This is a genomic window from Paenarthrobacter sp. NPDC057355, assembly GCF_042667405.1.
GTDB lineage: Bacteria > Actinomycetota > Actinomycetes > Actinomycetales > Micrococcaceae > Arthrobacter.
The window spans coordinates 187,157-210,812 of sequence record NZ_JBHVAL010000003.1; the positions used below are offsets into that span (position 1 = coordinate 187,157).

At 63.8% G+C, this 23,656-nt stretch carries 22 protein-coding genes and 2 pseudogenes; 20 read left to right on the forward strand and 4 right to left on the reverse strand.

Annotated elements, in window-relative coordinates; translation table 11 throughout:
* Positions 1-85 precede the first annotated feature (85 nt).
* The 4 genes and pseudogenes from ACFUOZ_RS06370 to ACFUOZ_RS06385 all read left to right on the forward strand — a co-directional run.
* Complete coding sequence (locus ACFUOZ_RS06370; RefSeq protein WP_262275738.1) at positions 86-856, forward strand: demethylmenaquinone methyltransferase; 771 nt, start codon at positions 86-88, stop codon at positions 854-856.
* Positions 857-874: 18 nt separating this feature from the next.
* Positions 875-2,218, forward strand: coding sequence for a geranylgeranyl reductase family protein (locus ACFUOZ_RS06375; RefSeq protein WP_377545879.1), 1,344 nt, complete (start codon positions 875-877; stop codon positions 2,216-2,218).
* 9 nt (positions 2,219-2,227) lie between these two features.
* Positions 2,228-3,331 (forward strand): polyprenyl synthetase family protein, encoded by a 1,104-nt coding sequence (locus ACFUOZ_RS06380; RefSeq protein ID WP_377545881.1) that lies wholly within the window; start codon positions 2,228-2,230, stop codon positions 3,329-3,331.
* Between the two features lie 574 nt (positions 3,332-3,905).
* A pseudogene (locus tag ACFUOZ_RS06385) lies at positions 3,906-4,034 on the forward strand (type IV toxin-antitoxin system AbiEi family antitoxin domain-containing protein); the annotation flags it as partial.
* A 12-nt stretch (positions 4,035-4,046) separates the two neighbouring features.
* Here ACFUOZ_RS06385 and ACFUOZ_RS06390 read toward each other — a convergent pair.
* Positions 4,047-4,274: a hypothetical protein gene (locus ACFUOZ_RS06390; RefSeq protein ID WP_377546001.1), complete on the reverse strand. Its 228-nt coding sequence runs from the start codon at positions 4,272-4,274 to the stop codon at positions 4,047-4,049.
* A 36-nt stretch (positions 4,275-4,310) separates the two neighbouring features.
* On the opposite strand from ACFUOZ_RS06390, the gene ACFUOZ_RS06395 reads away from it, so the two are divergent.
* The gene (locus tag ACFUOZ_RS06395) at positions 4,311-4,772 is read left to right on the forward strand and encodes an endonuclease domain-containing protein (RefSeq protein ID WP_377545999.1); all 462 of its coding nucleotides are present in this window, start codon (positions 4,311-4,313) and stop codon (positions 4,770-4,772) included.
* A 181-nt stretch (positions 4,773-4,953) separates the two neighbouring features.
* On the opposite strand, the gene ACFUOZ_RS06400 is transcribed toward ACFUOZ_RS06395, so the two are convergent.
* Positions 4,954-5,376 (reverse strand): hypothetical protein, encoded by a 423-nt coding sequence (locus ACFUOZ_RS06400; protein WP_377545883.1) that lies wholly within the window; start codon positions 5,374-5,376, stop codon positions 4,954-4,956.
* A gap of 13 nt (positions 5,377-5,389) precedes the next feature.
* Entirely contained in the window at positions 5,390-6,061 is a 672-nt protein-coding gene (locus tag ACFUOZ_RS06405) for a trimeric intracellular cation channel family protein (RefSeq protein ID WP_377545885.1), read from the reverse strand.
* A 63-nt stretch (positions 6,062-6,124) separates the two neighbouring features.
* Here ACFUOZ_RS06405 and ACFUOZ_RS06410 point away from each other — a divergent pair, with 63 nt between their 5' ends.
* The 9 genes from ACFUOZ_RS06410 (at position 6,125) to ACFUOZ_RS06450 (ending at position 15,983) form a co-directional block, all read left to right on the forward strand.
* Positions 6,125-6,823, forward strand: coding sequence for a sirohydrochlorin chelatase (locus tag ACFUOZ_RS06410; protein WP_377545887.1), 699 nt, complete (start codon positions 6,125-6,127; stop codon positions 6,821-6,823).
* A 153-nt stretch (positions 6,824-6,976) separates the two neighbouring features.
* The gene (locus tag ACFUOZ_RS06415; RefSeq protein WP_377545889.1) at positions 6,977-8,719 is read left to right on the forward strand and encodes a nitrite/sulfite reductase; all 1,743 of its coding nucleotides are present in this window, start codon (positions 6,977-6,979) and stop codon (positions 8,717-8,719) included.
* Positions 8,716-9,450: a phosphoadenylyl-sulfate reductase gene (locus tag ACFUOZ_RS06420; protein ID WP_377545891.1), complete on the forward strand. Its 735-nt coding sequence runs from the start codon at positions 8,716-8,718 to the stop codon at positions 9,448-9,450. The genes ACFUOZ_RS06415 and ACFUOZ_RS06420 overlap by 4 nt, the downstream gene beginning before the upstream one ends.
* Entirely contained in the window at positions 9,447-10,454 is a 1,008-nt protein-coding gene (gene cysD / locus ACFUOZ_RS06425; RefSeq protein WP_377545893.1) for a sulfate adenylyltransferase subunit CysD, read from the forward strand. Before ACFUOZ_RS06420 ends, cysD begins: the two co-directional genes overlap by 4 nt.
* Positions 10,455-11,858: a sulfate adenylyltransferase subunit 1 gene (locus ACFUOZ_RS06430; protein ID WP_377545895.1), complete on the forward strand. Its 1,404-nt coding sequence runs from the start codon at positions 10,455-10,457 to the stop codon at positions 11,856-11,858.
* A 96-nt stretch (positions 11,859-11,954) separates the two neighbouring features.
* Positions 11,955-12,908 carry a homocysteine S-methyltransferase gene (gene mmuM, locus ACFUOZ_RS06435; RefSeq protein ID WP_377545897.1) on the forward strand — a complete coding sequence of 318 codons (954 nt, stop codon included), beginning with the start codon at positions 11,955-11,957 and terminating at the stop codon, positions 12,906-12,908.
* A 153-nt stretch (positions 12,909-13,061) separates the two neighbouring features.
* Entirely contained in the window at positions 13,062-14,222 is a 1,161-nt protein-coding gene (locus tag ACFUOZ_RS06440; protein ID WP_377545899.1) for an ABC transporter substrate-binding protein, read from the forward strand.
* Between the two features lie 98 nt (positions 14,223-14,320).
* Complete coding sequence (locus tag ACFUOZ_RS06445; RefSeq protein WP_377545901.1) at positions 14,321-15,052, forward strand: ABC transporter ATP-binding protein; 732 nt, start codon at positions 14,321-14,323, stop codon at positions 15,050-15,052.
* Positions 15,042-15,983: an ABC transporter permease gene (locus ACFUOZ_RS06450; protein WP_377545903.1), complete on the forward strand. Its 942-nt coding sequence runs from the start codon at positions 15,042-15,044 to the stop codon at positions 15,981-15,983. Before ACFUOZ_RS06445 ends, ACFUOZ_RS06450 begins: the two co-directional genes overlap by 11 nt.
* Positions 15,984-16,190: 207 nt before the next feature.
* Here the strand turns inward: ACFUOZ_RS06450 and ACFUOZ_RS06455 are convergent, their stop codons facing one another.
* Positions 16,191-16,811: a DUF305 domain-containing protein gene (locus ACFUOZ_RS06455; protein WP_377545905.1), complete on the reverse strand. Its 621-nt coding sequence runs from the start codon at positions 16,809-16,811 to the stop codon at positions 16,191-16,193.
* A gap of 686 nt (positions 16,812-17,497) precedes the next feature.
* On the opposite strand from ACFUOZ_RS06455, the gene ACFUOZ_RS06460 reads away from it, so the two are divergent.
* The 6 genes and pseudogenes from ACFUOZ_RS06460 (at position 17,498) to ACFUOZ_RS06485 (ending at position 23,616) form a co-directional block, all read left to right on the forward strand.
* A complete protein-coding gene (locus tag ACFUOZ_RS06460) occupies positions 17,498-18,055 on the forward strand; it encodes a dihydrofolate reductase family protein (RefSeq protein ID WP_377545907.1) in 558 nt (185 codons plus the stop codon).
* Between the two features lie 35 nt (positions 18,056-18,090).
* Positions 18,091-19,137, forward strand: coding sequence for an LLM class flavin-dependent oxidoreductase (locus tag ACFUOZ_RS06465; protein ID WP_377545909.1), 1,047 nt, complete (start codon positions 18,091-18,093; stop codon positions 19,135-19,137).
* 36 nt (positions 19,138-19,173) lie between these two features.
* Positions 19,174-19,638, forward strand: a complete 465-nt coding sequence (locus tag ACFUOZ_RS06470) for a GNAT family N-acetyltransferase (RefSeq protein ID WP_377545911.1) — start codon at positions 19,174-19,176, stop codon at positions 19,636-19,638.
* 133 nt (positions 19,639-19,771) lie between these two features.
* The gene (locus tag ACFUOZ_RS06475; protein ID WP_377545913.1) at positions 19,772-20,683 is read left to right on the forward strand and encodes a glutaminase; all 912 of its coding nucleotides are present in this window, start codon (positions 19,772-19,774) and stop codon (positions 20,681-20,683) included.
* A gap of 103 nt (positions 20,684-20,786) precedes the next feature.
* Positions 20,787-22,048: pseudogene (gene cobA / locus ACFUOZ_RS06480) on the forward strand (uroporphyrinogen-III C-methyltransferase).
* Positions 22,049-22,149: 101 nt separating this feature from the next.
* Positions 22,150-23,616: an FAD-dependent oxidoreductase gene (locus tag ACFUOZ_RS06485; RefSeq protein WP_377545915.1), complete on the forward strand. Its 1,467-nt coding sequence runs from the start codon at positions 22,150-22,152 to the stop codon at positions 23,614-23,616.
* Positions 23,617-23,656 lie beyond the last annotated feature (40 nt).

Here is a 23,656-nt window from a genome sequence, read left to right on the forward strand (position 1 = left end):
ACAACAGTACTCCCGCGCGGGAGCAGAACCTGAGCCGACTTCTACAGCGCAGCAAAGTCTGCGGAATGTCTGAGACAATTACTGGGTGAACCGAGCATCCTTGGAAAAGCGTCCGGACGAAGTTGCGACGATGTTTGATGATGTCGCCCCAAAATACGACGTCGTCAATGACGTCTTGTCCATGGGGCAGACCCGGCGTTGGCGCCGGATCGTGGTGGACGCCATGGATGTAAAGAAGGGTCAGAAGGTCCTTGACCTCGCCGCCGGAACGGGAACGTCCAGCGAGCCCTACGCCGATGCGGGCGTGGATGTTGTGGCCTGTGACTTCTCCCTGGGCATGCTCAAGGTGGGCAAGCGCCGCCGCCCGGACATCGACTTCATTGCAGGGGACGCCACCAACCTGCCGTTCGCGGACAACAGCTTTGACGCCTCCACCATTTCCTTCGGCCTGCGCAATGTCGTGGAACCCCGCAAGGCACTGGAGGAGATGCTGCGCGTCACCAAGCCCGGTGGCCGCCTGGTCATCGCCGAGTTCTCCCACCCTGTGGTTCCGCTGTGGCGCAACCTTTACACCGAATACCTGATGCGGGCCCTCCCGGCCATCGCCACCAAGGTCTCCTCCAACCCGGATGCCTACGTGTACCTTGCCGAGTCCATCCGTGCTTGGCCGGACCAGGACCACCTGGCGCAATGGCTCGCGGATGCAGGCTGGACGGACATCACCTACCGCAATCTCAGTGGCGGGATTGTTGCCGTGCACCGGGCGCAGAAGCCTGCCGAGCACCGCGAAAGTGTTCCCGTGGCCAAGTTGCGCCGCCAGATCAAACCGCGCCGAACGGGCGCCCAGTCCGGCTAAGTTGCTGATTAGGACGACGTGAAAGTACTGATTGTCGGCGCGGGCCCTGCCGGGTCCACAGCCGCGTATTACCTCGCCCAAGCGGGCATCGACGTCACTGTGCTGGAAAAAACGTCGTTTCCCCGCGAGAAAGTCTGCGGAGATGGGCTCACTCCGAGAGCCGTCCGCGAGATCCAGAAGCTGGGCCTGCCCCATGCCGTTGACGAGGGATGGCGCCGCAACAAGGGCCTGCGCCTCATTGCCGGTGGCCGCACCATCGAATTGCCCTGGCCGGAAGTTGCGGACTTTCCCACCTACGGCCTGATTCGCACCCGCCTCGGTTTCGACGAGGACCTTGCCCGTCACGCACAGGCAGCCGGCGCCGTGGTGCTCGAGCACCACAGCGTCACCTCTGCGCTGACCGACGACGCCGGTCGCGTCATCGGTGTTCGCGCCTCGATCCTTGACGAGTCCGGACGCAAGACGGGCGAACAGCGCGACTTCCATGCCGACGTCGTACTCGCCGCGGACGGTAACTCCACGCGAACCGCCGTGTCGCTGGGGATGCATAAGCGCGACGACCGGCCGCTCGGCGTCGCGGTGCGCACCTACTTCACCTCGCCCCGCCACGAGGACGACTGGATGGAAGGCTGGCTGGAACTACCGGGCAAGTCCGGCAAGCCGCTGCCCGGCTACGGCTGGGTGTTCGGGGTCGGCGACGGCACCTCCAACGTGGGCCTCGGCATCCTGAACTCCTCCAAGGAATTCGGCAAGCTCGACTACAAGCAGGTCCTGCGCGAATGGACCGCCGGCATGCCCTCCGAGTGGGGCTTCACTCCCGAAAACCAGGTGGGGGAGATCCGTGGCGCCGCGCTGCCCATGGGCTTCAACCGCACGCCGCACTACTCGCCCGGGCTGCTTCTGCTGGGCGACGCCGGCGGCATGGTGTCCCCGTTCAACGGCGAAGGAATCTCCTACGCGATGGAGTCGGCCCGTTTCGCGGCTGAGTTCCTGATTGACGCTTCTTCGCGCTCAGCCTCCGCCGGTTGGTCCACGCACGACGCCGATGCCCACCTTGCGCGGTACGCGGACTATGTGCGTGAGCAGTGGGGTTCGCACTTCACGCTGGGACGGATGTTTGCATCCCTGATCGGCAAGCCTGCAGTGATGAAGCTTGCGCTGCGCACCGGCATGCCCATTCCGGTCCTGATGCGCTTTGTGGTGCGCATGCTCGCCAACCTGACCGACCCGTCCGCGAAGGGCTTCGAAGACCGCGTGATCCGCGTCCTCGAGATGCTGGTTCCGGCAACGTCAAACACTTCCTCTGCCCGCGCCCTGACGCCGGCAGGCTCCGACACCGCGGTTTCCGCAACAACTAGTTAGGGTTAACCCGTGACGAACTCTGCCGAACACAGCTGGACGCATGCCGGGCACGGCTTGCCGGACTCCAACGAGCCTTCCCTGAACACCACGGCGATTGCAACGGGCCTCCAGCTGCCCGCAGGTTTTGCCGCCATCGCAGGCGACGCCGAGCTTGGCCCGGCCATCACCAACAATCTTGCCCGGGTGGAGAAGAAGCTTCGCGAAGCGATCTCCAACTCGGACCCGCTGGCTGACGCGACGTCGCGCCACCTGGTGGAAGCCGGAGGCAAGCGGATCCGCCCGCTGCTGACCCTGCTGTGCGCACACCTGGGCGACGCCTCACGTCCCGAGGTTGTACAGGCAGCCGTTGTTGTTGAGCTCACGCACCTGGCCACGCTCTACCACGATGACGTGATGGACTCCGCGCCTTTCCGCCGTGGGGCTCCCACTGCCCACGAAGTCTGGGGCAACTCGGTGGCCATCCTGACCGGCGACCTTATCTTTGCCCGCGCCTCCATCCTGGTTTCAGAACTCGGGTCCCGGGCTCTCGGCATCCAGGCCCGCACCTTTGAGCGGCTGTGCCTTGGCCAGCTGCACGAAACCGTGGGGCCGCGCGAAGACGAGGATCCGGTGGAGCACTACCTCTCGGTGATTGCAGACAAGACCGGGTCCTTGGTTGCTGCTTCCGGGCAGCTCGGTGCGATTTTCGCCGGCGCTGCTCCGGAATACGAGGACGTGCTGGTTGAGTACGGCGAAAAGGTCGGCGTCGCATTCCAGCTGGCCGACGACGTCATTGATGTCACCGGAGTAAAGGTCAAGTCCGGCAAGTCCCCGGGCACTGACCTCCGTGAAGGCGTTCCCACCCTCCCTGTGCTGTTGCTGCGCCGCGATGCAGCGGCGGGTGACACGTCCGCCGTCGCCCTTCTTGAACTGATCGACGGCGACCTGTCCTCGGATGAGGCGCTGGCTGAGGCCGTGGCCGGCCTGCGTGAGCACCCTGTCACCAGTGAGTCCTGGAAGATCGCCCGCCAGTGGTCAGCCGAGGCCGTCGCGGCCCTGGCCCCGCTGCCCGAGGGTGTCGTGAAGGACTCCCTGACCAACTTCGCCCACGCTGTGGTGGACCGCAGCAGCTAATTTCCCTGCTTTCCCGCAGGCGTCCGGCTCGTCATGGGCTGGGCGCCTGTTTTTTGTGCCTGGGTTTCTGCGCTTTTGCTGGGCTTTGCGACGGGCCCTGTGCCGCCACGACCAACTTTGGGTGAGCATTCGGGCCCTGGGCAGCATTTCGCGGCGTGTCCCGCCCTTCTGCCGTCAATGTGGGTGGTGGGGGCACGGGCTCACAGCGTGCTTAAAACGGAATGGCCCCGGTCCGCTGCAACGTTACGAGTCATACGCTGCACCGAACCGGGACCACAATCTCCGTTCGCATCAGACCCACCGGAGGCATTTAGTGGATCCGTGAATAGCTTATGACAATCCTGTCAAATTGGCAACTCTTCGCGTCAACGGATTTTCGTTTGTAGTGCTGTGGTTTACAGGTTGAGCTCGCGCCGTCAGCACCCACATTGATGTCGGGGAGCGGGTGACACGCCGGAACTGGGGGAGTTGTGGCTGGTTCTTGCAGCAAAGTCGGTGGCGGAGGCACGGAACGTTTTCCACATAGCCCTATTCACCCCAACGCCGTGAGCCGTCCTGGCTGGACTATTTGCATATGGACATCGTTGATTTTCTCCGCAGCCGTGAAGGGGCTGCAACTGCCCAAGCACTCTACGCAGCGGGTTTTACACGCCGGGCTCTGGCCAATGCCGTCAGCAAAGGGATCGTCACCAGACTGCATCGCGGTGTCTACGTTTCACGGAAGGCAGCCCCGGACGTAGTAGCCGCGTTTCGTTCCAACGGAAAGCTGACCTGCGTTTCCGCTGCTCGCTTTTATCAGTTGTGGACCCTTGATAGCGCCAATGACCTCCATCTCAGCTGCGGAACGGGGTTGGCCCGTCACCAGGTTGTTCACCACGGTCAGTGCATACACCCGGACCACCCATTTCTGCCGGTGGCAGGTGTTGGTGATGTTTTGCTGCACGCCTTGAGATGTCTACCGGAGTTGGAATCACTCGTCATGGTGCAGAGCGCGGTCAGCCAAGCACTGTTGACCACCAAATTCCTGGAAAACAAGATGGGAGGAAACCGGAACGGCAAAGCCCGCGCAATTCTGGATCTTGTCCTTCCGCGAGCAGATTCACTCCTGGAAGTCCTCGCCCATACGCACTTCAAAAGGGCAGGCCTCCGCGTCAAGATGCATGCAAACGTCCCCGGCGTGGGTGAAGTGGACTGCCTGATCGAGGACTGCGTGATTGTTGAACTCGACGGCGGGACACACTTCGAGCCAAAGCAGGTGAAGAAGGATTGGTACCGAAGCAACTCGGGTTTGAGGGGCGGCTTCATGAGTCTGCATTACTACTATGCAGACGTTGTGTATCAGCCACAGAAGATGGTGGACGAAGTCCTTGCGGTCCTGGCGAACAGGGAAACCGGCCGCTACGGGCCCCTCCGCTACATAGCCGGCCCGCCGCCGTCGTAAATTTTGGGCCCAAAGCCGTGCCGCCACAACCAACTTTGCGAGCAGAAGGTCGCCGGGACCCCCGGAAAACGGCGTGGCGCGGTGTTTAGAAACCCAATGTGGGTCGTGGCGGTACAGGCGCCAAACAAAAACAGCCCCCGCGCAACCAAACGGCTGCGCGGGGGCTGCGTGGACAGCAAACCTAGTCCTCGTCGTTGAACGCCCACTCGAACATGTCGAACACGAACTCGGAGAACGTACCTTCCTCGCTCTTCCACTGGCCGCGGGCGTTGTTACGGCGCCACACGATGGGGTCCGGGATGTTGAGGTCGGCGGTGCGGAAGCCCCAAGTGAACTGTTCGTCCTCGTCCTCCAGGAACATGAGGAAGCCTTCGTCATCGACTTCGAGTTCCTCGGGGTCCCAAAAGTAGTGGTAGGCCTCCATGAGGTCTTCGCAACCGCCGATGGCAAGGTAGAACTCGCGCAGGACCAGCGGGATGGTGAAGGAGTGTTCGGCGAGGGCGTCGTCCAGTTCCTCTGGCGTGAGGCCGTCTTCTTCCTGCCATTCATCCTCGAGATACTTTGGGACCAGCGCGCGGAACTTCTCGAGGAACATGTCAGTCATGCTCTTATCCTAGCTAATCCCGGGCACCCGAAATTGCGCCTCCGCCGGTCCCGGCACGGTGCCAGCCACGGACTGCCAACGGCACGTACCAGCCGCGACGCCAGGCGGTTACCCGGAAGGCGAAAACAACCCCGGCGATCACACACGCCGTCAGCCCACTGAAGAGCCCAAGGTGCCACAGCAACGTGGTCAGTCCCGCTCCGACAAAGGCAGGCAGCGCATAGATATCGCGGTTGTTGAACAGGGTGGGGATTTCGTTCGCGGTGATGTCCCGGAGCAAGCCACCGCCCACGCCGGTGGTGACACCCAGCAGTATCGCCGCCACGGGATTCATGCCGGCACTGATTGCCTTGAGGGTTCCGGTGATGCAGAACAAAGCCAGCCCGCCGGCGTCGAACAGCGTCAAAAGTGACGTGAAGCGCTGGACGGAGGAGAACAGGTAGTAGACCAGCATCGCCGCGAGCAGGGGAGGCGCCAGATAGGCGGGATTTGTGAAGGCGATGGGCGGACCGGCGTTGATGACGATGTCGCGGATGACGCCGCCGCCAAGTGCTGCGATGGACGCAAGGAGTATCGAACCGACAAAGTCGAACTGCTTCCGGGCGGCCAGCAACGACCCCGAGACGGCAAAAAAGAACACACCGATGAGGTCAAGCCAGAGAAGAACAATGTCAAAGGAAATCACGGGGACTGGTTCTTTCTTAACGTGCTTCACAACAGGTGCTGGCTCAACGTTACGCTAGCTCCCATGAACAGCCCCGTTTTGATCGCCTGTGCCCACGGAACCCGCAATGCCGAGGGGCAGGCAGCCATCCGCCAGGTCATGGCCGAAATCGAGGAACTCCGTCCCGGGCTTCGGGTCCTGGAGGCCTACGTGGACGTGCAGGAGCCTGAATTGTCCGGGGTGGTGGAGGGCCTGCCCGAGGGAACTGCCGCCGTCGTCGTACCGCTTTTGCTTTCCACCGGCTTCCATATCAAGGTTGACGTTCCCAAGGCGATCAAGAGCAGGCCCGAGGTAGTGGCCGCCAGGCCGCTGGGTCCCGATCCGCGGCTGGCGGAGCTGCTGGCCATGCACCTGCGCAACGCCGGGCTGCAGGAGAACGACGGCGTCCTGCTGGCTGCCGCCGGTTCGTCACTTCCGGACGGGTCGGTGGATTCGGAGGAGCAGGCGCGTTTGCTCGCTGAGCTGCTGCCGAACAAGGTGCGGGTCGCCTATGGTGCCAGCGCCCAGCCGACAGTGCCCGACGGCGTCGCCTCCTTGCGTGCTGAGCTCGCCGGAAGCGGTGGCCGCGTTTTTGTCGCGTCCTACCTGTTGGCCACCGGCTATTTCCATGACCAGCTTTTCAAGGCTGGCGCCGACGTTGTGACGGATCCGTTGCTGCCGTCTACGGTTCTGGCGGAGATTGCGCTGGAGCGTTTCGACGCAGTGTTGGAAAGCCTCTCCTAACCTTTGTTTGCAAGGAAATCCGGGCTTCGGGGACCTGCATATCCAGCGCCCGGGAACAAGGCAGTCGGCGTGTTCGTGACGAAATGTTTCCCTAGGTGACTCAACATTTCCAGACCTTTGCTGGCCAAATCTGGCCAGACCTACAGTCGATGTATGACAGATACAGCTGTAGCCGGTGCGTCCGCTGACGCCGCAGTCCCTTCGCGCCCAGCACGCACCCGTCCGGCGGCCAAGCCCCACGGCCAGTGGAAGGTGGACGGCACCACGCCGCTCAACGCCAACGAGACCTGGAAGCAGGAAGACAACGGGCTGAACGTCCGTGAGCGCATTGAGTCTGTCTACTCAAAAGAAGGCTTCGACTCCATCGACGGCACGGACCTGCACGGCCGTTTCCGCTGGTGGGGCCTCTACACCCAGCGCAAGCCCGGGATCGACGGCGGCAAGACCGCCACGCTTGAACCGCACGAGCTCGAAGACAAGTACTTCATGTTGCGCGTGCGCATCGACGGCGGTGCCCTCACCACCGAGCAGTTGCGCGTCATCGGCCAGATCTCCGTGGACTTCGCCCGCGGCTCGGCTGACCTGACCGACCGCCAGAACATCCAGCTGCACTGGATCCGCGTGGAGGATGTGCCCGAGATCTGGCGCCGCCTGGAGGGCATTGGCCTCTCCACCACCGAAGCGTGCGGCGACGTGCCGCGCGTTATCCTCGGCTCCCCGGTTGCGGGCATCGCCAAGGACGAGATCATCGATCCCACGCCGCTCATACACGAACTCGCCGAGCGTTTTATCGGCGACCCCGAGCTGGCCAACCTGCCGCGTAAATACAAGACCGCCATCACCGGCCACCCGTCCCAGGACGTGGTGCACGAAATCAACGACTTTGCCCTGGTTGGTGTTGTCCACCCCGAGCTCGGTGCCGGTTACGACCTCTGGGTCGGTGGCGGCCTGTCCACCAACCCGCGCCTCGCCGAACGCCTCGGTGTGTTCGTCTCGGCCGATGTTGCCGCCGAGGTTTGGCTCGGCGTCACGAGCATCTTCCGTGACTACGGCTACCGCCGCATGCGCACCAAAGCACGCCTGAAGTTCCTGATGAACGACTGGGGCCCGGCCAAGTTCCGCCAGATCCTCGAGGACGAATACCTCGGCTTCAAGCTTCCCGACGGACCCGCCGCACCCAAACCCACGGCTCCCGGTGACCACATCGGCGTCCACGAGCAGAAGGACGGCAAGTTCTTCATCGGCGTGACCCCCACTGTTGGCCGTACCTCCGGCGAGGCACTCGTGAAGCTCGCGGACACCCTGGAGCTGCACGGTTCCTACCGCCTGCGGACCACCCCGCACCAGAAGCTCGTCATCCTGGACGTCGCCAAGGAACAGGTGGAACCGCTGATCGCGGAACTGGACACCCTGGGCCTTTCCGCCCGACCGTCCGTGTTCCGCCGCGGGACCATCGCCTGCACCGGCATCGAGTTCTGCAAGTTGGCCATCGTGGAAACCAAGGTCACGGCTGCAACCGCCATCGCTGAACTGGAACGCCGCCTGGCCGACTTGGTGGAGACCAAGCAGTTGCCCTCGGCACTGTCCCTCCACATCAACGGCTGCCCGAACTCCTGCGCCCGTATCCAGACGGCCGACATCGGCCTGAAGGGCATGATGCTGCCAACGCCCGACGGCGACCCCACCCCGGGTTTCCAGGTCCACCTTGGTGGCGGGCTGGCCAACAACGAGCGCGAGGAAGCCGGTTTGGGACGTACCGTTCGCGGCCTGAAGGTCACGGTGGAGGACCTGCCCGATTACGTGGAGCGCGTGGTCCGTAAGTTCGTCGCTGTTGGCGCCGAGGGCCAGACCTTCGCAGAGTGGGCACACTCCGCAGATGAAGGAGATCTACAATGACAGATCCCCAGACGCTTCCGGCTGTCCGCACGCTGCGGTCCCACGAAGAACTCAAGGCGCTGGCTGAAGCCGGCGCCGCGGAGCTTGGTTGGAACGCCACGGCGCAGGAAGCCATTGCCTGGGTGGCGCGAAACTTTGAACTGCCTGCAGTAACCGTCGCCTGCTCCATGGCCGACGCCGTTCTGCCGGCTTTGGTCGCGGACCAGCTTCCCGGCGTCGACGTTCTGTTCCTGGAAACCGGCTACCACTTCAAGGAAACGTACGACACCCGCAACGAAGTAGCTGCCAACCTGCGTGTAAACGTGGTGGATGTCCTGCCGGAGAACACCGTTGAGCAGCAGGACCGCCTGCTGGGCAAGGACCTGTTCGCCCGGGACGCTGCCCAATGCTGCGCCCTCCGCAAGGTCCAGCCGTTGCGCCGCTCGCTCTCCGGCTACGAAGTGTGGTTCACCGGTGTCCGCCGCGACGAGGCCCCCACCCGCACGAACACGCCCGTGGTCACCTGGGATGAAGGCTTCGGCCTGGTCAAGGTGAACCCGATGGTGGACTGGTCCTTCGACCAGCTGCTGGAGTACTCCGAGGACAATATCCTCCCCGTCAACCCCCTCCTGAGCCAGGGCTACCCGTCCATCGGATGCCAGCCCTGCACCCGCAAAGTGGCCCCGGGCGAAGACCCCCGAGCCGGCCGCTGGGCAGGATCCGACAAGACAGAATGCGGACTACACACATGAGCACTCAAACAACCAGCGAGGACCTCGAGTTGAACCAGTTGCAGAGCGAGACCGAGGAATCCGCCGCGGCGTGGCGGGCATCGCGAAGCGGGCACGGCGGATCCTCGGTGGAGCGTCTCTCCAGCCTGGACACCCTCGAGTCCGAGGCCATCCACATCATCCGCGAGGTTGTTGCCGAGTTCGAGAAGCCTGCGCTGCTGTTCTCCGGCGGCAAGGACTCCGTAGTGATGCTGCACCTGGCTACCAAGGCTTTCTGGCCGGGCAAGGTGCCTTTCCCCGTCCTGCACGTGGACACCGGGCACAACTTCCCGGAGGTCATCGATTTCCGCGACCGCACCGTTGAGCGCCTGGGCCTGAAGCTTGTGGTGGGTTCCGTTCAGGAATTCATCGACCGAGGCGAACTGGCTGAGCGCGCGGACGGTACCCGCAACCCGCTGCAGACGGTCCCGCTGCTGGACGCGATCCAGAAGAACAAGTTCGACGCCGTGTTCGGCGGCGGCCGTCGCGACGAGGACAAGGCCCGTGCCAAGGAACGTATCCTGAGCCTCCGCGATGAGTTCGGCCAGTGGGATCCGCGCAACCAACGTCCCGAGCTGTGGAACCTGTACAACGGCCGCCACACCGTGGGCCAGCACGTTCGCGCGTTCCCCATCAGCAACTGGACCGAGCTGGACATCTGGCGCTACATCGAGCGCGAGAACATCGAGCTTCCCAGCCTTTACTACGCCCACGAGCGCGAGGTCTTCGCCCGCGATGGCATGTGGCGTGCAGTAGGTGAGGTCTCCCAGCCACTTCCGCACGAGGACGTCATCACCAAGCTGGTCCGCTACCGGACAGTGGGCGACATGTCCTGCACAGGTGCCGTCGAGTCCGACGCACGCACCGTGGCCGACGTCGTAGTTGAAGTCGCTGCCTCCACCCTGACCGAACGTGGCGCCACCCGAGCAGATGACCGCATCTCCGAGGCAGCCATGGAAGACCGCAAGAAGGACGGCTACTTCTAAATGAGCACCGAAACATTGGCTGCCGGGCTGGAGACAGCCCTGCCCACCACCCTTTTCCGTTTCGCTACCGCCGGATCGGTCGACGATGGCAAGTCCACTTTGGTGGGCCGCCTCCTTCACGATTCCAAGGCCATCCTGGCTGACCAGCTCGACGCCGTTGCCCGCACCTCCGCGGACCGCGGCTTCGGCGGCGACAAGGGCGGCATCGACCTCGCCCTCCTGACCGACGGCCTGCGTGCCGAGCGCGAGCAGGGAATCACCATCGACGTGGCCTACCGCTACTTCGCCACGGACCGCCGCAGCTTCATCCTGGCGGACTGCCCCGGCCACGTTCAGTACACCAAGAACACGGTGACCGGCGCGTCCACTGCGGATGCCGTCGTCGTACTGATCGACGCCCGCAAGGGCGTGCTTGAGCAGACCCGCCGCCACCTGTCCGTGCTGCAGCTGCTGCGCGTGGCGCACGTGATCGTGGCCGTGAACAAGATCGACCTCGTGGACTTCAGCGAGCAGGTGTTCCGCGACATCGAGGCTGACGTGCAGAAGGTTGCCCGTGAGCTGGGACTTGGTTCCGATGGCGTCGCTGACCTGCTGGTGGTGCCTGTTTCGGCCCTCGACGGCGACAACGTGGTGGACCGCTCCGAGCGCACTCCCTGGTACACAGGTCCTGCGCTGCTGGAGGTCCTCGAAACCCTCCCGGCCGCGGATGAACTCGAAGCCGAACTGGAAAGCTTCCGTTTCCCGGTCCAGTTGGTCATCCGTCCTCAGGGCGCCCTGGCCCCTGATGCCGTGGCTGCCGGACTCGATGTGGAGGCGTACCGCGACTACCGTGCCTACGCAGGGCAGATCACCGAAGGCTCCGTGAAGGTCGGTGACGAAGTTTCCGTCATCAGCCCGGGGCACGAACCGCGCGTCACCACCGTGGTGGGCATCGACTTCGCCGGCCAGTCGTTGGAAGAGGCCGCAGCGCCGCAGTCCTTGGCCATCCGCCTGGCTGACGAGATCGACATCGCCCGTGGGGACACCATCGCTGCAGCCGGAACCGTTCGCGAAAGCTCGGCTGACCTGTACGCGGCGCTGGCCTGGTTGTCGCCGAAGCCCCTCCGCGAAGGGCAGAAGGTCCTGGTGAAGCACGGAACCCGCACGGTCCAGGCGCTGGTCCGCAACGTCACCGGCAAGCTGGATCTGGCTACATTTGCCGTGGAGCCGACCTCAACGCTGGAGCTCAACGACATCGGAAACGCGCAGCTCCGGCTCGCTGCCCCCTTGCCGTTGGAGAACTACCTGCACCACCGTCGCACGGGTGCCTTCCTGGTGATCGACCCCATTGACGGCAATACCTTGGCCGCCGGTCTGGTCAAGGACCACCCCGGTGACCACGAAGACGAACGTTACGTCATCTAAGGACACAGACAGCAATAAAACCGCGGCTTGTTCGCTGCCCCCTCCCTGCGGAGCGTGATGTTCGAACAAGTCGCGGTTTCTTTTTGGGAAGGCCATATGCCCCGCAACACCACCCTCAGCACCCTCCTGGACGCCGGCAAGGACCTTGTCCTGGACGGAGCCCTGGCCACCGAATTGGAAGCCCACGGCTGCGACCTTGAGGACGCGCTGTGGTCCGCCAAGGTCCTGCTGGAGCAGCCGGAGCTGATCAAGCAGGTCCACCGCGACTACTTCGACGCCGGTGCCTCCGTGGCTATCACCGCCAGCTACCAGGCGACGCCACAGGGTTTCGCGCGTCGCGGGCTGTCCGTGGAGGAATCGCTGGAGCTGGTTTCGCTGAGCGTCCGGTTGGCCGACGAAGCCCGCCAGGAGTACCTCGCGGCCAACCCCGGTTCGGGACCCTTGCTGGTTGCGGGCTCGGTGGGGCCGTACGGCGCCTACCTCGCCGACGGCTCCGAGTACCGGGGCGATTACACGCTTTCTGCCGCGGAATTCCGGGACTTCCACCGGCCCCGCATCGCGGCCTTGGTTGAAGCGGGCGTGGACTTCCTGGCGTGTGAGACGCTGCCGTCGTATGCCGAAGCGGAGGCACTGTTGGCGCTCGTGGCGGAGTTCGACGTCGAATCCTGGTTCACGTTCACGCTGCGGGACAGTGCCCACATCAGTGACGGAACGCCGCTCGCGGACGTGGTGGCGCTGCTCAGCGCGGAACCGCGCGTGGCCGCCGTCGGGGTTAACTGCGTGCCGCTGGACCTGGTGACTGAGGCGCTGGGGACCCTTCAGAACGCCACAGCTGCACCCCTGGTGGCGTACCCGAATTCGGGGGAGACGTATGACGCCGTGACCAAGACGTGGGGGCCTGCCGGTGGTGGCGTCTCGGCGGAGACGTTGGCCGGGAACGCGGGGGATTGGCTTGGCCGTAGGGCCCGTTTGGTGGGTGGCTGCTGCCGCACGAATCCGAGGGACATTGAAGCCCTCTCAGCCAATATGACGCAAAGTGACCCTTCATGAACCTTGATTTCTACGGGATTGAAGCCGAAATATGACAGTCCCTACTGTGAACTCATGACCACTCCGGAACGGTCCTTCCTTGCCCTCGATGGGCGATGTTAGGGGCCTGATCTTCGCCCCGCTTCGCATCCCAAAAATCTCCTAAGGACCCCCATGTCGAACTCTCCCGAGTCACCCAAGCCCGGATCTGATTCCGGCACTACCCGCATCGTCGCGGGCCAGACCCCAGCCAAGCCCAAGCGCCGCCGCACCCTCGAGATCGGACTGGCCGTTGGCCTGGTCCTGCTGATCGGTGCAGGCGCAGCCGTAGCCTCCGTTGTCTCGAACAACAACAACCAGGCAGCACCGGCCGCCAACACCTCCCCGGCAGCCGAGCTCAAGCTGGGCTACTTCAGCAACGTCACCCACGGGCCTGCCCTGGTCGGCACCAGCAAGGGCCTCATCGCCAAGGAACTCGGCGACACCAAGCTCAGCACCCAGATCTTCAACGCAGGCCCCGCCGCGATCGAAGCCCTGAACGCCGGCGCCATCGACGCCACCTACATCGGCCCGAACCCGGCCATCAACTCCTTCGTCAAGAGCAACGGCGAATCCATCAGCATCATTGCCGGCGCTGCTTCCGGCGGCGCACAGTTGGTGGTCAAGCCGGAGATCAACTCCGCAGCCGACCTCAAGGGCAAGGTCCTCAGCTCCCCGCAACTGGGTGGAACGCAGGACGTAGCACTCCGCGCCTGGCTTGCCGGCCAGGGCTACAAGACCAACGTCGACGGCAGCGGTGATGTGAACATCAACCCCACCGAGAATGCGCAGTCGCTGAAGCTCTTCACGGATGGAAAGCTCGACGGCGCGTGGTTGCCTGAGCCGTGGGCCTCACGTTTGGTTCTTGAAGCCGGAGCAAAGGTCCTGGTGGACGAGAAGGACCTGTGGGACAAGGGTGACTTCACCACCACCATCCTGATCGTGAACAAGAAGTTCGCTGCCGAACACCCCGAAACCGTGAAGGCGCTCATCAAGGGCCACGTGGAGTCCGTGAAATGGCTCAACTCGGCCTCGGCTGAGGAGAAGGCGACCACCATCAACGCTGTCCTCAAGGACACGGCAGGCAAGCCGCTTCCCGCGAACGTGATCGAACGCGCGCTGCAGAACATCAAGTTCACCACCGATCCGCTCGCCGGAACGTACAACAAGCTGCTGGAAGACGGTGTAAAGGCCGGTACCACAAAGCAGGCCGACATCAACGGCATCTTCGACCTCCGCACCTTGAACGAGGTGGAGGGCAAGAAGACCTCCGCTGCAGGTCTCGGCCAGGACTAAGCAATAACGGGCTGGTCCGCTTCTCCTTCGATTCTCGTGGGGAAGCGGACCGGCCTTAAGCCACATCAGCTCTACCAATCAACACGAAGGACGGGACCATGCCAGTCGTACTCGAGAACCTGGGCAAGCGCTTCGGCGACGGCGCCCCGGTGCTGGACGACGTCAACGCCACCATCGCGCAAGGCGAGTTCGTCGCCCTTCTCGGTGCGTCGGGCTGCGGCAAGTCCACCCTGCTGAACATCATGGCGGGACTGGAACAGCCGACGTCGGGCGCCCTTGAAGTACCCAGCGACGGTGCCGCCTTCATGTTCCAGGACGCATCCCTGTTCCCGTGGCTGACCGCGCGCGGCAACATCGAACTCGCCCTGCAACTGGCGGACAAGTCCAGCACCAAGGCGAGCCGGCGCGAACGGGCCAGCGAACTGCTGGAACTTGTCCACCTTGGTGGCGCCGGGGAGAAGCGTCCGCATGAACTCTCCGGCGGCATGCGGCAGCGCGTTGCCCTGGCCCGGTCCCTGGCGCAAGACCGTCAGCTCCTGCTGATGGATGAGCCGTTCGCGGCACTCGACGCCATCACCCGCGACCTTTTGCACGACGAACTCGAGCGCATCTGGAAGGAAACCGGCCGCACCATCGTGTTCGTCACCCACAATGTGCGCGAGGCCGTCCGGCTTGGGCAGCGGGTGCTTCTGCTTTCCTCGCGCCCCGGCCGCGTTGTGGCCGAATGGCAAGTCACTGAAGAACACCGCACCGATGCCGGCCGTGCCGGGGAACTGACCGCCGTCATTACCCGCCGACTTCGCGAGGAGATCCGCCGCCATGCCAAGTAACCCCACCACCGAAGAGCGGACCCTCCCAGTGACTGAATCCAAAGAGCACATCACGTCGCCGTCGCTCAAGGGCGACGCCTCCGACCTCCGGGATCTCGAAGCAGGCCTGGACAACCTGCAATCGGACGCCGGCCGCACGCGCGGTATCGAATGGACGCGCGTGCTGCTGCCGGTCGCTGCCCTGGTGGTCCTCATCCTGGCGTGGCAGTTCTATGTGTCGCTTGAGTTCAAGCGGCGCGACCTCGTCCCCGGACCACTCGACGTGCTCACCCAGTTCGTGACCATGTGGGGTGAAGGCAAAGTCCAGGAAGCAGTGTGGACGTCACTTCAACGTGGTGTGATCGGCTTCCTCATTTCTGTTGTGATTGCTACACCCGTGGGTCTGATTCTGGCTCAGGTTGCTCCCTTGCGCCGTGCGTTTGGTCCTCTGATTTCCGGCCTGCAGGTCCTGCCGTCCGTGGCTTGGGTTCCTGCCGCCATCATCTGGTTCGGCCTGACCGACGCCACCGTCTACTTCGTGGTGTTCATGGGCGCTATTCCGTCCATCATCAACGGACTCATCTCCGGAGTGGACCAGATCCCGCCGCAGTATCGCAGCGTGGGCACCGTCCTTGGCGCCAACAGGCTCCAGATGGCCCTGCAGATCGTCCTGCCAGCCGCGCTTCCCGGCTACATCGGCGGGTTGAAGCAGGGCTGGGCTTTCTCCTGGCGCTCCCTCATGGCCGCGGAAATCATCGCCGTTGGTGGCACCATCGGTTTCGGCCTGGGATCGCTGCTGGACCAAGGCCGTCTCCTGTCCGACATGACTATCGTGATGTCCGCGATCCTGCTGATCCTGTTTGTCGGCATCCTGATTGAGCTCTTGGTGTTCGGCCCAATAGAGAAGCGCCTCCTGCAGCGCCGTGGCCTGCTGGCAGGCAGCTCGCGGTAACCCCCTTGGTCCGGGGGTGAGGTGTGGGCGGAGGGCAGAGGCGCGCCCGATTCCGCCGTTCGCACCTCTTCCGCACCAGCTCCGCGCCCTTTCACGCCAATTGCACCAGCGGTTATGGAGGCGATCGGCGCTACATGGTGCGGGAACCCGGCGCACGCAACGCCCGACGGCGGCCTCCCGCCGTCGGGCGTTTACGGAACCGAAGCGCTAGAGACCGGCGAGGAGGGTCTTCATCTCCTGGATCTCCTGCTCCTGCGCAGCCACGATGTCTTTGGCAAGCTGCACGGCCTCGGAAGATTTGCCCTGGCTTATCTCGGTTTTGGCCATGGTCACAGCACCTTCGTGATGCGCGATCATCTGGGAGAGATAGAGCCTGGCTGCTTCCGTGCCATGGGCGTCTTTGAGTTTCTGCAGCTCAGTGTCGCTCACCATGCCGTCCATGCCGTGGCCTGCGTGCCCTGAGGATCCCATCATGGGCTCACTCCAGCCCTTCAGCCACGCCGTCATTTTCTCGATCTCAGGTGCCTGGGCCCCTTTGATCTGAACCGCCAAGGCAGTCACAGCGGACGGAATATCTTTCTTGGCCAGGATCGCGTCCGACATCTCGACGGCCTGGGCGTGGTGCGGAATCATCATCTGGGCGAACATGGTGTCCGCCGCATTGTGGTTTGACGCGGTGCTGGCCTCGGAGGTGCTGCCGGCTGAGGCCGTCTGCTGGCCGTGATCCATGCCGGGCATCGGATTGGAGCCGGAATTCGAAGCGCATCCCGTCAGTGCCAGCAGGCCTGCAAGGGCGGTTCCGGTAACAAAAAAGCGTACTTTGTTCATCAGTGATTGGTCCTTTGCCAATTCAGGCGGCCTGTTGGTCGACCGCCAGGGGTAAGCAGATGTTCCGAGGCCGAGGCCCCGGGATGGACGGGTAGCCGTGCGGCGACCCGTTCCGTTGCTTACGTCCTGCTGATGCTCAGTTGCCCGGGCGTGGGTGCGGCTGGTCGGTAGGACCAGGCTGGCGTGGCCTCGTGGGGTTCCCAGACAGTGGTAGTGATGACAAGGGCGTCACCCGGAGGCGGCGCAGCCAGTGAGCCTGTTTTCAGCGATGGGATGCAGTTTGCGCTGGAGGACTGGGCGCAGGAGCAGCTGCCCGATGTGCACTGGTCCGCTTGTGCAGGCTCCAGAGGATGCTTTGCGGAGCCATGCTCGTGGTGCGATGCGGCCGTTAACATCAGCGCTGAAGGATTGGCGGAATGTGAGCCGTGTGACCCGTTGACAATGTGCATTCCGAAAATGCCCGCAATGACGGCAGCCACCAACAGCAGGAGAGGGATCCGACGTCGGATGGCGGCGCCGGTATCCAGGAATGTCATCCTGTTCACGGTTTCCCACCACCTCCTGCAGCTCATCGGACATTAGCAGCATACCCCCGGAGGGTATCCTTTGCATCGCAGCGCCGCGGGTTCGCCTCTGATGCAGGTTTATCCGCTGCGAATTCCCTTCCGAGCGCCTAGAATCGCCAAATGGGCCTCCTAACGTTCAGCATCAACGTCACCCTGGATGGTTGCGTTGACCACCGTGAGGGTATCGCCGACGACGAGACACACGCTCACTTCACCCGACTCCTGGAGCAGGGCGGCGCAATGCTCTGGGGTCGCACTACCTACGAAATGATGGAGAGCTACTGGCCGGGCGTCGCCAGCGGCGAGATCGATGCCCCGCAATCCCTCAAGGAGTGGGCGGTGGCGCTGGAGACCAAGCCCAAGTACGTCGTCTCGGCCTCGCGGAGGGACTTCCCGTGGACCAACAGCCACCACCTGACTGGGGACCTCCGCTCGGCTGTGCAGGAACTCAAGGACAGTACACCTGATGGGGTCCTTGTCGGCAGTGGAAAACTTGCCACAGCGTTGGACCGGATGGACCTGATTGACGAGTACAAGCTCCTGATCCATCCCATGATCACCGGTCACGGACCCACCCTCTACCAAGACGGATTGCCCAGCACCCGGCGCTTGGAGCTGGTCTCCGCGGAGCCACTGAGCAACGGCGCGGTCGCCATGCACTATCGACGGGCCGATTGAGGAATGCACCGGCACTCACCGGTGTTGTGACGGGCATGCACAACAAACGGATCGGCTTCCTGTCCTTCGGCCACTGGGCCCGCGTCCCAGGCTCCTTGGTTCCCACTGCCGGCGAGGCCCTGAAGCAGGGGATTGACCTCGCTGTCGCCGCCGAGGAGTTGGGCATCGATGGAGCTTTCTTCCGTGTGCACCACTTCGCGCGGCAGCAGGCTTCGCCGTTCCCGCTCCTGAGTGCCATCGCTGCGCGGACCAGCCGCATTGAGATGGGCACCGGCGTGATCGACATGCGCTACGAGAACCCCCTCTACATGGCCGAGGAAGCCGCAGCCACGGACCTCATCAGTGACGGCAGGCTGCAACTCGGCGTGAGCCGTGGTTCACCCGAGCCCGCACGGAACGGTGCCGCGAATTTCGGTTACGTCCCGGCCGATGGCGAGGACGGGGGCGACATGGCCCGCCGCCACACGGCGCTGTTCCGCAAAGCCATTGCAGGTCACGGTGTGGCGGAGGCGGATCCGCACTATTCCGGCGGCGCCACTGGTTTGCTCCCGATCCAGCCTCAATCGCCCGGCCTTCCACAACGGATCTGGTGGGGCGCCGGCACCCGTAAGACGGCGGTGTGGGCGGCAGAGCAGGGAATGAACCTCATGAGTTCGACGCTTCTCACCGAAGATACGGGCGTGCCCTTTGACGAACTCCAGGCCGAGCAGATCCGGATGTTCCGCGAAGCCTGGGCAGCTGCCGGCCATGACTTCGAACCGAGGGTCTCGGTCAGCCGCAGTGTGATCCCGATCGTGGACGACGTCGACAACCACTACTTCGGCCTCCGCGCCCAAGCGGACAGCCAGGATCAGGTGGGGATTCTCGACGGCGCGTTGTCGCGTTTCGGTAAGAGCTACATCGGCGAACCGGAGCAGTTGGCAGAAGAGTTGGCGAAGGACGCAGCAGTCCAGTCTGCGGATACGGTGCTGCTCACCGTGCCCAACCAGCTCGGGGTCGATTACAACGCGAAGCTCCTGGGCAACGTGGCAAAGCACATCGCCCCGGCGTTCGGGTGGAAGCCGAATTGGGAGGAGGCGTAACCGGGCATCGTTCTCTCCACCGATAGGATCGAACGCATGCATGAAGGAACCACCAAGCTGAATATACGGGCTTGCCGTGGGCCGGAGGAGTACGCGCGCCTGGTTGAGATTTGGCGCGAAGCGGTCCTCGCCACCCATGACTTTTTGGATGAGTCCGATTTCAACCGGATCGAATCCCACCTTGCATCGGACTACTTTCCCGCCGTGACTCTCACCGTTGCCGAGAAGGACGGAATACCCGTTGGGTTTGCCGGGGTGCTGGACGGTGCTCTGGAGATGCTCTTCGTCTCCGATGCAGTCCGCGGCCACGGTGTTGGGACGGCGCTCCTGGCCGAAGTTGTCAAGAGCCAGGGGGTCTCGAAGGTAGATGTGAACGAGCAGAACGACGCCGCTCACGGCTTCTACCGTAGCCGGGGCTTCGTTCAGACCGGCCGGAGCGAGCTCGATGCCGACGGTCGGCCCTATCCGATCCTTCACCTGGAGCTGAATACGGGTTCCTGAACCCGGGCCGGCGTCCACGGAGCCCCCGAAACGCCGGTACTCTTATTGGCTGTGCATCGCTGCGGAAACGCCGCGGGCGCACGTGTAAGCCCCTTCAATGAGGAGGGGGCTGACGAAGCCAGTAAAGGTAAAGATGGACATTCAGAATCTCCTCGAAGACATCGTTGGAGCAGTCGAACCGCACGTGGGCCAGGGAAATGTGGCCGACTACATTCCCCAGCTCGGGGCTGTGGATCCGTACCAGTTCGGGATATCCCTGGTGACCAAGGACGGCGAGGTGTTCTCGGCCGGGGACGCCCACGTCGAGTTCTCTGTCCAGAGCATCTCCAAAGTGTTCGCCCTCGCCTTGGTCCTGGCTTCCGACGGCGACCACATCTGGAAGCGTGTCTTCCGCGAACCCTCGGGCAACCCTTTCAACTCCCTGGTCCAGCTGGAGAGCGAGGACGGGATTCCCCGGAACCCCTTCATCAACGCCGGCGCGATTGTGGTGACGGACAGGCTGCTGAGCCTGACGGGCAACGCTGCGCACGCTGTCCGGGACCTGATGCGACAGGAAACCAACAACACAAACGTTGATACCGACCACCGGGTGGCGTCGTCCGAGTTGGCAAACAGCCACCGCAACGCCTCCTTGGCGCACTTCCTTGCCAGCTGTGGCAACCTGGAGAACCCCGTGGAGGACGTCCTGGACTCCTATGCCAGGCAGTGCGCCTTGGCCATGACGTGCGAAGACCTGGCGCTCGCCACCCGGTTCCTGGCCTCCAACGGTTTGGGTGCCGACGGCAGCCTCCTGTTGTCACCGGCGCAAACAAAGAGGATCAACGCCGTCATGCTCACCTGCGGAACCTACGACGCCGCCGGGGAGTTCGCCTACCGGGTGGGCCTTCCGGGCAAGAGTGGCGTGGGCGGCGGGATCGTGGCCGTGGTCCCGAACAAGTGCGCCATCAGCGTGTGGAGCCCGGGGCTGGGACGGTCTGGCAACTCCGTGGCAGGGGTCGCCGCGCTGGACGAATTCACCACTCGCACGGGCTGGTCGGTGTTCTAATCAGCCTGCAGTTGTGAAACTTTTTGTGACGCCGGATTACCCAGCGTTACCGGTTGTGTCCGGGCCTTTGAAGCATATTACGGCGCAGCCCTACAGTTTTTTCATGGCAATACAGGACATTTACCCCACTGCGCTGAGGCTGCTCGGCCGCCCGGTGCTGGTTGTGGGCGGCGGACCCGTCGCGCCAAGGGACTGCTCGACGCCGGTGCAAAAGTCACCGTGGTCGCTCCCGTTGCCACCGAAACACTTCGCACGCAGGCGGCGTCCGGGCTCCTCACCTGGGAGCCCCGGGAGTACCGCACCTCAGACCTCGACGGCGTCTGGTTCGTTCAGACCGCTACCGGCTCTTCCGCTGTGGACACCCAGGTAGCGTCCGACGCCGAGGCGCAGCGCATCTGGTGTGTTAATGCTTCCGATCACGAGGCTTCCGCTGCCTGGACTCCCGCTGTCGCCGAGGTTGACGACGTCAAAATCGCCATCAATGCCGGGGGAGACCCGCGCCGCGCCATGGCCTTGCGGAACGCAGTTGCCACTGCCCTGGAATCAGGTGACCTGCCGCTGCGCCGGCACCGGAAAGCGGACAGCACAGGTTCCATTGGTTCCGTCGCTTTGGTGGGCGGCGGTCCCGGCGACTCGGGACTCATCACCGTCCGCGGTCGGCGCTTGCTGGGCCAGGCCGACGTCGTGGTTGCAGACCGTCTTGGTCCGCGCGAGCTGCTCAAAGAGCTGGCTCCCGACGTTCGCGTGATCGAGGTCGGCAAGACCCCCGGCCACCACCCTGTACCGCAGCTTGAGATCAACCGCATCCTCGTGGAAGAGGCCCTCAAGGGCAACCGCGTGGTCCGTCTTAAAGGCGGCGACCCCTATGTCCTGGGCCGCGGCGGCGAGGAAGCAGAGTACTGCCGGCAGAACGGCGTCGAGGTTGAAGTGGTCTCCGGTGTGACGTCGGCGATCTCGGTTCCCGCTGCCGCCGGCATCCCGGTGACGCATCGTGGCCTGGCCAAGGGCTTCAGCGTGGTCACCGGCCACGAGGAGCTGTCCGAAGTCCCGGCACGGCCCGATCACACTGTGGTGTTGCTCATGGGAGTGGCGCAATTGCGTGATTCCGCGGCTGCGCTGGCGGGCTCGGGTCTGCCTTTGGACACTCCAGTAGGTATCGTAGAGAACGGGTATTTGCCGGATCAGCGCGTCACCATCGGCACCTTGGGAAGCATTGCGGACCAAGCGGAAGCCGTGGGCGTGGCCAATCCGGCGGTCATCGTGATCGGCGATGTCGTCCGGGTCAGCCCCTTTGCGCCGCAGCATTTCAAGACCGCTGACTACAGCACTATTACCCCCAACCGTCCCCGCGTCCGCACCAACTAGCCCCCGGCCCAACTAGGTAACAGATAACGTCGTTATGAGCCCTCAATACGACGTTTACTGCGACTCAGTTGGGAGGCCCGAAAAGAAGAAGGAACACAGCCGTGTCAATTAGCACCCCCGTAGGTTCTGCGGACCGTCCGCTTCGCGTCGCCGTCATCGGCTCCGGCCCGGCCGGCGTGTACGCAGCGGACATCCTGACCAAGAGCGAAGCCGTCAAGAGCGGCGAACTCAACGTCAGCATCGACCTCTTTGACCGCTACCCGGCACCGTACGGCCTGATCCGTTACGGCGTTGCCCCGGACCACCCCCGCATCAAGGGCATCGTCAACGCCCTGCACAAGGTGCTGGACCGCGGCGACATCCGCTTCTTCGGCAACGTGGACTACGGCACGGACATCTCCATCGAGGACCTCCGCAAGCACTACGACGCCATCATCTTCGCCACCGGAGCCATCAAGGACGCGGACCTGAACATCCCGGGCATCGAGCTTGAGGGTTCGTTCGGCGGCGCGGACTTCGTGTCCTGGTTCGACGGACACCCGGATGTTCCGCGCGAGTGGCCGTTGGATGCCAAGGAAATCGCCGTTCTGGGCAATGGCAACGTGGCGCTGGACGTAGCACGTATGCTGTCCAAGCATGCCGACGACCTGCTGGTTACCGAAATCCCGGACAACGTCTACGCCGGCCTGAAGAACTCCCCGGTGACGGACGTCCACGTGTTCGGCCGTCGTGGCCCGGCGCAGGTCAAGTTCACCCCGCTGGAGCTCCGCGAACTCTCGCACTCCAAGGACGTCGACATCATCCTCTACGCCGAGGACTTCGAATTCGACGAAGAGTCCGACCGCCAGGTCCAGAGCAACAACCAGATCAAGACCATGGTTGGCACGCTCACCAACTGGATCGCCGAGCAGCCGGAGGACCTCTCCGAACTCAAGGCTTCGCGCCGCCTGCACCTGCACTTCCTGCACAGCCCCGTGGAAATCGTGGACTCCGCCGAGACCCCCGGCAAGGTTGCAGGCATCAAGTTCGAGCGCACAGAGCTGGACGGCACGGGCAACGCCCGCGGCACCGGCGAGTTCATCGACTACCCGGTCCAGGCCGTGTACCGCGCCATCGGCTACTTCGGCTCTGCCCTTCCGGACGTCGAGTTCGACCACAAGAAGGGCGTCGTGACCAACGACGGCGGCCGCGTCCTGGATGCCGACGGCCAACACGTCCCGGGCCTCTACGCCACGGGCTGGATCAAGCGTGGTCCCGTGGGCCTCATCGGCCACACCAAGGGCGATGCCCTCGAGACCGTCACGTACCTGCTGGAGGACCGCGAAAACCTGCCGCTCGCCGAGGTTCCTGCGGCAGACGCCGTCGTGGATCTGCTCGATGCCCGCGGCGTGAAGTTCACCAGCTGGGAAGGCTGGCTGGCACTGGATGCCCACGAGCTCGCCCTCGGCGCAGCGGCCACCGAAGCCGGCGGTTCGCACGGCGTCGAGGTGACCCGTGAGCGCATCAAGGTTGTGCCGCGCGAGGACATGGTCAACATCTCCCGCGACGGTGTATCCGCCCAGGTCTAAAACCAACGCGGGGTCACTTTTGGCCCATTCGGAGCTTCCG